3 protein-coding genes are annotated in these 8,641 nt (G+C 33.1%); all 3 read left to right on the plus strand.

Annotated features, from left to right (window positions below; translation table 11 throughout):
- Window positions 1-357: 357 nt before the first annotated feature.
- Entirely contained in the window at window positions 358-1,809 is a 1,452-nt protein-coding gene (locus B3W71_RS11595) for a flotillin family protein (RefSeq protein ID WP_346889088.1), read from the plus strand.
- Between the two features lie 352 nt (window positions 1,810-2,161).
- Window positions 2,162-3,385: a murein hydrolase activator EnvC family protein gene (locus tag B3W71_RS11600; RefSeq protein WP_346889089.1), complete on the plus strand. Its 1,224-nt coding sequence runs from the start codon at window positions 2,162-2,164 to the stop codon at window positions 3,383-3,385.
- Between the two features lie 621 nt (window positions 3,386-4,006).
- Window positions 4,007-8,641: cell wall-binding repeat-containing protein (locus B3W71_RS11605; protein WP_346889090.1), on the plus strand; the 4,635-nt coding region annotated here is incomplete at its 3' end.

The raw sequence follows: 8,641 nt of genomic DNA on the forward strand, positions 1-8,641 counted from the left end.
ACTTTAGGCATCTTCAAAAAATAAATAAGTCAGAATGCTCGTCTATTTTGTGTTATACTGCGTCAACATAACCCTTAGATAGTGCTACTATCTGCAGAATCTGTTTCCTTGTTTAAGGCACAATCAAAGAAATAACAAGCCAGTATTTTCGCCTATTTGCCACGATACGTCGTCGTCAAAACCATTACATAGCGGCACTATGAAAGGATTTTAACTCCTAGTCTCGTGACAAATATGCTTCAACCTTTAGCTTGTTATTTCTTTTCAAGTGCCTAACTCAAAATATACTTCCCATCTTTGACTTNNTGACTTATTATTTATTTTCAGATGTCTAAAATAATTAGGGGGAAAGTGTAAATGGGAAGACTATTAGAAATTATTACTGACAACTTAGGGTGGATATTTCTTGTTTTAATAATCATTTGGCTTATTTGTATTACTTGGAAGAAAGCTGCACAGGATAAAGCAATTGTAGTTACAGGACTTAAGAGAAGGGTTATAAGTGGTAAAGGAGGATTTGTAGTTCCATTTTTCGAACAAACTAACAGGATATCACTTGAAAACATGAAAGTAGAAGTAAAGACTCATGAGTCTTTAGATAGTAACGGAGTACCTATAGATACTGATGGGGTAGCTATAATAAAGGTTAAATCAGATTCTGCCAGTGTATTGCTGGCAATGGAGCAATTTAATACTGGAAAAGAAAGAGAAACTATTGAAGTAATGAAGGAAACTGTACAAGATGTACTAGAGGGTAAATTAAGAGAAATAGTTTCAAAGATGAGTATTGAAGAAATATATAAAGACAGAGAGATGTTTGCAAATGAAGTTGAAAATGTTGCAAAGGATGATCTTGAAAAAATGGGACTTGAAATAAAGACCTTCACAATTAGAGACATAGATGACACTAAAGGATATCTTCAAGCTCTTGGTGCTAAACAAATAGCTGAAGTCAAGAAAAATGCAGCTATAGCTGAGGCAGAAGCTAAGAGAGAAGAAATGCAAAAGACTGCTGAAGCAAAGAGACTTGGAATGGAAGCACAAATATTTGCAGAAGCTGAAATCGCTAGAGCTAATAAGGATAAAGAATTAAAAGTTCAATCATTTAAGGAAGAAGAGAAAAAGGCACAAGCTAAGGCAGACTTTGCTTATGAGGTTGAAAAGAATATAGTTCATAAGAAGGTTGTGGAAACTTTAAAAGATGCAGAATTATTTGAAGAACAAAGACAAACTGATATAGCAGAGCAACAAGTACGTAAGAAAGAAAAAGAGCTTGAATCTGCAGTTAAAAAGGTAGCAGAAGCTGATAAGTATAAAGCTGAGCAAGCAGCAGAAGCTGAAAGATTTTTGATGATTAAGAGAGCTGAAGCAGAGGCTGAAACAATAAAAATTAAAGGTATGGCAGAAGCTGATGCTATAAGATTAGTAGGACAGGCAAATGCTGATGCAATGAAGGCTGAGGCAGAAGCTATGAAGAAGAAAGCTGAAGCTTATAATGAGTATGGAGAAGCCGCTATCATTCAAATGTTAGCAGAAAAACTTCCAGAGGTAGCTAAGAATATAGCAGAACCATTATCTAAAACTGAAAAAATGGTTATTATAGATAATGGAGGCCAAGGGGGAGCAGCTAAGGTATCAAAGAATATAGCAAGCATAATGGCTGAAGTTCCAGAAGTTATTAACTCTTTAACAGGGATAGATCTTGTAGATCTTGTAAAGGGATTAACTTTAAATAAAAAAGAAGATGATGATTTAAAAGAGGAAGATAAAACAGTTATTGAACCTGAAACTATAGAGTTTGAAGCATAGAAAAATCTTGTAGTAGAATAAATTTTTAAAATTTAATTATGTAGATAAAGTGACTCTAGACTATTAACTTTTAGTCTAGAGTTTTTGTTTATACATGAATATATTTTATTCACTAAAAAATATGAAATTTATACCAAATACCTTAGTTGTATTGACAAGGGGGATGTACGTTGCTAGAATTGGAAGTAGATATTGGTAAAAGTATGTATAAAAACCTTATTATTATGTTAATTTTTTAGCGAATATAAGGCATAGAACTTTAATAAATAACGTTAATTTTAAAATTGAACCTTTTTATTTAAAAGCTGTAAATATTAGAATGCTTATAAAGGTTACCATTAGGAGGAAAACCATGAATAAGAAACTAAGAGTGATAGCGGCAGTAGTTGTAAGCTGTAGTTTAATGTCATCAACAGTATTAGCAGATGACTTATCAAATGCGAAAAGTAAATCTGAGGAAATTCAAACAGAAATCGAGAATAATAAGACTAAAGTTGCAGAATTGGAAAAAAATAAAGATAACATATTAAGTGAAATTTCAGATTTAGACGGTAATATGGACAAGTTGTATAGTGAAGTTAACAAACTAAACTCACAAATTTCTGAATCAACTGAGAAAATAAAAGAACTAGAGCAAAAATCTAATGAGCTTAGGAAGGAATTAGAAGCTAATAAAGATTTAATGAATAAAAGATTAAGGGTTTTATACAAAGATCAAGGTACAAGCTATCTAGAAGTTTTACTTAGTGCTGAAGGATTTTCGGATTTTTTTGCAAAGTTAGATACAATTAATACCTTAATTTCTTTTAATACTGATGTGATAAATGAATATAAAGTAAAGCAAGAAGAGTTAGGTAAAAATATAGAAGCATCTGCTAATGAAAAGAAAACCTTAGAAGAGGCAAAGACTACAGTGGATGCTAGTTTAGCAGAGTTAAATGCTAAAAAAGAAGAAAAGAAGGGACTTATGGCAAAGGCTGAAGAGGACTTAGGGGTAGCAGAAAAGTTATTAGCTCAAAATGAAGCTGAATCTAAAGAAATTTTAGCGAGTATAACAGCTATGGAAGAATCTGCCAAGAGACCATCTCGTGGAGATTCAAACTCAGTTTCTCAAGCAAATTCCCAAGAGAATTCTCAATCTAACTCTCAACCATCTGGTGGTGAATCATCTTCTAGTCAAGTATCTACTAATGGAATGTATTCAATAACTGGAACTAGATATGCTATAACATCTCCATTTGGATATAGAATTAGTCCAGTAGGCAGAGGTGAAGAATTTCATAATGGAATAGATATAGGTGCTCCATATGGTGCTCCAGTATATTCTCTTAAGGATGGAACTGTAACCTATGCAGGTGAAATGAATGGATATGGTAAAGTAGTTGTAGTTAGCCATGGAGATATTAGTACATTATATGCTCATAACTCATCAATATCAGTAAGTGTTGGACAAACAGTATCTGGTGGACAACAGTTAGCTAATGTTGGGGCTACTGGTTGGGCAACAGGACCTCATATACATTTTGAAGTTATGATAGGTGGAGAGAGAGTTGATTCTGCACCATACTATTTCTAAGATAAATTTATAAAATCATCTCAAACTTTAATTGAGTATGAAAATCTTACTTTTTAAATAGTGTATTAAATATTTTATTATGATTATTATACGAACAAGTTGTTTAAAAGTTAGAGGATTATATTAATATGTTTAATATATATTAGCTAAAAAGCAACTAAGCCTTGGTGCACATACCAAGGCTTAGTTGCTTTTTAAATTAAAGGCTCTGTAGAATTTTACCTAGGCATCTCTGAGTTGCTTTATTTTTACCATTCTTTACAGTACGACTGCTACGCAATAATGACAGGAGAGATCTTCAGCTTTTTATTCATCAGTTATTAATAAATTAAACATAAAAATAAAAAAGTTTTTTAAATTTGATAATGAAAAAAATGTAATTTCTAAAGTTATTATGACTAAAAGGGTTGAAATAATAAAAAATTTCCATGCAATAAAATGTAAATATTCTGAAAATTGGCACAAGAAAAGATAATATAACGAAAAATGAGTTAATTTTTCCCTTGAAATATCTCATTATATTGTTAAAATATTCTCAAAAGTATATAGATAAATTAGCATAAGTTAAGAAATTTATATGCGCGTATAATTAGAAGAATTATATACTAAGGGGGTAATTTAATGAACTTTAAAAAAGGTATATCTATTGGACTAGCTCTATCTATAGCGTTAGGTTCCAGTATGACAGCCCTAGCATCTCCTGATGAGCTAGTTAAGTCCTTGGGAGAGAGCAAAGAAAGAGAGATGGTTTTAGAGGCTCAGATACAGGAAGAACCAGATCTTCAAACACTTAATGATTCTGACCAAGTTAGAATCATTGTAGAACTAGAGAGTGAAGCTGTAATTGAAAAGGCTACTAAGAATGGAATAAAACTCGATGAAATGAATAAGTCTGAAGTTGAAAAATTACAAAATCAAGTTTTAAAGGAACAAAGCTTAGTACAGAGAAAAATGAATTCTAAGAAAATTGACTTTGAAGTAATAAATAGTTTTACTAGTGTAGCTAACGGATTTAGTGCGAAAACTACATTAGGACAAGCTAAGAAAATTGAAGAGATATCTGGAGTTAAATCTGTTACTATTGCTAATGAATATGAAAGACCTGAACCTATGATGGATAGTAGTGGTGAAATCATAAAAACAAAGCAGACTTGGGCTAATGGATATAATGGTGAGGGTACAGTAGTAGCAGTTATTGATTCAGGTATGGATTCAACACATAAAGATATGGTTCTTACAAATGAAGATAAAGGCGAACTTCAAGAAGATGAGATACAAGCTATATCTAAGAAAAATGAATTGCTAGGTACTTATAGAACTTCAAAAGTTCCTTATGGATATAACTACATGGATGAGAATCAAGAAATTTTAGACTTAGGTGAAGGTGCTTCACATGGAATGCACGTTTCAGGTATTGTAGGAGCTAATGGAGATGTTGACAATGGTGGAATTAAGGGAGTTGCTCCAGAAGCACAAATTCTTGCCATGAAGGTATTTGGGAATGACCCATCTATGAGCTCAACTTTTGGAGATGTTGTAGTTAAAGCTATAGATGATTCCGTACTTCTTGGTGCAGATGTTATCAATATGAGTTTAGGTTCAACAGCATCCTTTGTAGATGATAAAGACCTAGAACAAGCTGCTATTAATAGAGCTGTAGAAAATGGTGTGGTTATGGCACTATCTGCAGGTAACGCTAATGTATTTGGATATGGATATGATAATCCATATACTGCAAACCCTGAATATGGTGTTGTTGGTGCTCCAGGACTAGCAACAGATTCTCTTCAAGTAGCTTCTATAGATAATAATAATATTGTTAGTGGATATGGATTAGAGTTCTCAATTAATGGTGAAGATTTCAGAGCTCCATATACAAGTGCAGGAACAGATATATTATCTGTTTTAAAGGGACAGGAGCTTAAAGTAGTAAATTGTGGTTTAGGTGGTCTACCAGAACACTTCCCAGCAGAGGCTAAAGGTAATGTGGCTTTAATTCAACGTGGATCATATGATTTCACATCTAAGATAGCTAATGCTGAAAAAGCTGGGGCTATTGCAGTTATAGTTTATAATAGTACTAGTGGTGGAGATGGGCTTTGGGATATGCCATATCCAGAGGGAGGTACTATACCAGCGTTGTTTATAGGTAATTCCTATGGCAGTAAAATTATAAATCAATTAAAAACTTCGGAAGTTAAAGTTGTAGCAAATGGAAATACTGTATCAGTTGCTAATCCGAAAGCAGGAAGCATGTCAAGTTTTACATCTTGGGGAACAACTCCAAACTTAGAATTTAAACCTGAAATTACTGCTCCAGGTGGAAGAATATGGTCAACAGATAATAATGATAGCTATGCAGATATGAGTGGTACTTCTATGGCATCACCACATGTTGCTGGTGGATCAGCACTAGTACTCCAAAGGGTTGATAAAGATTTTGGCTTAACCGGTGAAGCAAGAGCTAGAATGGCTAAAAAGTTAATGATGAGTACAGCTATAACTCATATAGATAATGGAAAAAATCAGGCAGCAGGAGTTGTTGCAGGAGCTAATTATACATCGCCTAGAAGACAAGGTGCTGGTGTTATGGACCTTCAGGCAGCTACAACTACACCAGCTATAGTTACAGATACAGATACTGGACAATGTAAGATTAATTTAAAAGAAATTAAAGGAAATAGTGCTGTATTTACTATAGAAGTTGAAAATTTTAGTGATAAAGAATTAACATATAATGTAGAAGGTACTGTTCAAACAGATTTAGTGGATGAAAAGTATACCTATTTAGAAGCACAAAATATAGTTGATAAGAATACTAACAAATTCCCGATATCCTTTAGTAACAATGCAGTAAAAGTAGCGCCAAAAGGTAAGACTCAAATAACTACTACAGTGGATTTAAGTAATGCAATAACAGGATTTAATGGAAAGTCTATTGAAGAAGTTTTTGTAAATGGTGGATACGTAGAGGGCTTTGTAACATTAACTGATCCTACAGATACAAATCCAGCTTTAAGTATTCCATATATGGGCTTCAAAGGTGAATGGGATAAGGCTCCAGCTATAGATGCATCAATCTATGATAAAGAAAGAACTGCATTCTATCCATATACTTCAATAGCCACTGATAAAGGTGGAGGTAAATATGGCTTCCTAGGTGTTGATCTTGCAGGAAAGAATCCAGATGGAAATAAGATTGATTTCTCACCAAATGGTGATGGAGCAATTGATACTATAACTCCTGTATTATCATACTTGAGAAATATGGAAGAATTACAAGTAGAAGTGCTTGATAGTAATGGAGAGGTTATAAGAAGTTTAGCACAAGAGTTAAATGTAAAAAAACATTATTTTAATAGAGGTAGAAGTGAAAATTCCAAAATACTTACATCAGCTACTTGGGATGGAACTGTTAACGATAAAGTAGTTGCAGATGGCACATATACCTACAGAGTTAAGGGTAAAGTAGATTATGAAAATGCTGATTGGCAAAACTTTGACTTTAAAGTAAATGTTGATACAACAGCACCTACAGTAAATAAAGTTAATTACAATAAAGATACTAAACAATTAGAAGTAGTTGCAGAAGATAATAACCAGGGACATATTTATAAATATGTGCTTATTAGTGATGGTAAAGCAGTAAAAGAAAATGCAACAGGACAGTTTGATTTAAGTAAGTTAGATTATACAAAGTGCTCTGTAGAAGTTTATGACTATGCACAAAATAAAACATCCGTTAAGGTAACAGAAGCAACTACAGGAGAATACAAAGAACCAACAGGACCAGCTCAGGGAGATACTACAATTCCTACAGTAATGCTAACAGGTCCAGAATTCTTTGGAATATTAAATAATGGTAAAGTAACTGTTGCAGGTACAGTGAAGGATGCTTCTGCAATATCCGAGTTTACTATAAATGGAAAGAATGTACCATTAACCTTTGATACTCATACTGGCCTGTGGAACTTCTCAACAGAAGTAGAGTTAGAAGATGGATACCATAGTATCAAGGTTGCTGCTAAAGATGCTGCAAATAATAAGATAGAATTTGCTCATAAAGTATTTGTAGATACTACAGCTCCAACAATTGAGCTTGAGGCTATACCAACTGAAACTACTAAAAACTCAATAATAATTTCAGGTAAGATAAGTGATAATCTACCAAGCTTAAAAGTTAAGGTAAATGGTAATATAGCAAAAACTATAGCACCAGACTGGTCATACTTCAATGATTTACCAAGTGCTAAATATGATTTGGCTTATGAAGTAAATTTAGAAGACGGTGAAAATAAGATAGCTATCGAAGCTATAGATGATGCTGGAAATACTACAGTTAAGGAAGTAACTATTAATAAGGTTAGTAAAATTGTAGAATCTACTGTTAGATTATATGGAAATAATAGATATGAAACAGCAGTAGAAGTTAGCAAAGCTGGCTGGGATAATTCAGATATGGCTGTAATAGCTAATGGTTTAGCTTATGCAGATGCTCTAGTAGCAGCACCTCTTGCTTCAAACTATGATGCTCCAATATTATTAACTGAAGCTAATGGTCTACCTGATGTTACAAAGGCAGAGCTAAGCAGATTAGGTGTTAAAACAATTTATGTAGTTGGAGGCACAAGTGTTGTGTCAGAGGCTGCAGTTAAAGAAATGACTGAAATGGGAATAGATGTAGTAAGATTAGGTGGAGAGAATAGATATGAAACTTCACTAGAAATAGCTAAACATCTAGATAGACAAAAAAATATAGAAAATATCTATGTAGCAGGTGGATATGCTCCTGCAGATGCTTTATCTATTGCATCTAAGGCAGCTACTGATAAAACTCCAATAATATTAGTAGAAACTAAAAGTGTTCCTAAGAAGGTATTATCATGGCTTAAGGATCAAAAACTTAAATCAGCTTATGTTATAGGTGGAGAAAGTGTAGTTAAAAATTCAGTTATAAAGGATTTAAATAAGATTACATCTGAGGATATAACTAATAATAGAATAGGTGGTGCTGATAGATACGAAACTAATGCACTAGTTATAGAAAATCTATTTGCAAAAGAGCAAAATAGTATATATGTAACTGAAAGTATGAAGTTAGTAGACGCATTAGTAGTTTCACCTCTTGCAGCTAAAACAGGTTCACCGATGATAATAACTAATACTGAGTTATCTGAAAATCAAAAATCTTTAGCAGATAAGATGTTAGTTAAGAAAGTAGTAGAAGTAGGTGGAGAAGTTAGCAAAACTGCTGTA

The organism is Clostridium sp. UBA1056 (assembly GCA_002316385.1).
GTDB lineage: Bacteria > Bacillota > Clostridia > Clostridiales > Clostridiaceae > Clostridium_J.

What these genes read in the sequence shown, in the direction of transcription:
- B3W71_RS11600 (WP_346889089.1), top strand. Translation starts at nt 2,162, where the DNA reads ATGAATAAGAAACTAAGAGTGATAGCGGCAGTAGTTGTAAGCTGTAGT.
- B3W71_RS11595 (WP_346889088.1), top strand. Translation starts at nt 358, where the DNA reads ATGGGAAGACTATTAGAAATTATTACTGACAACTTAGGGTGGATATTT.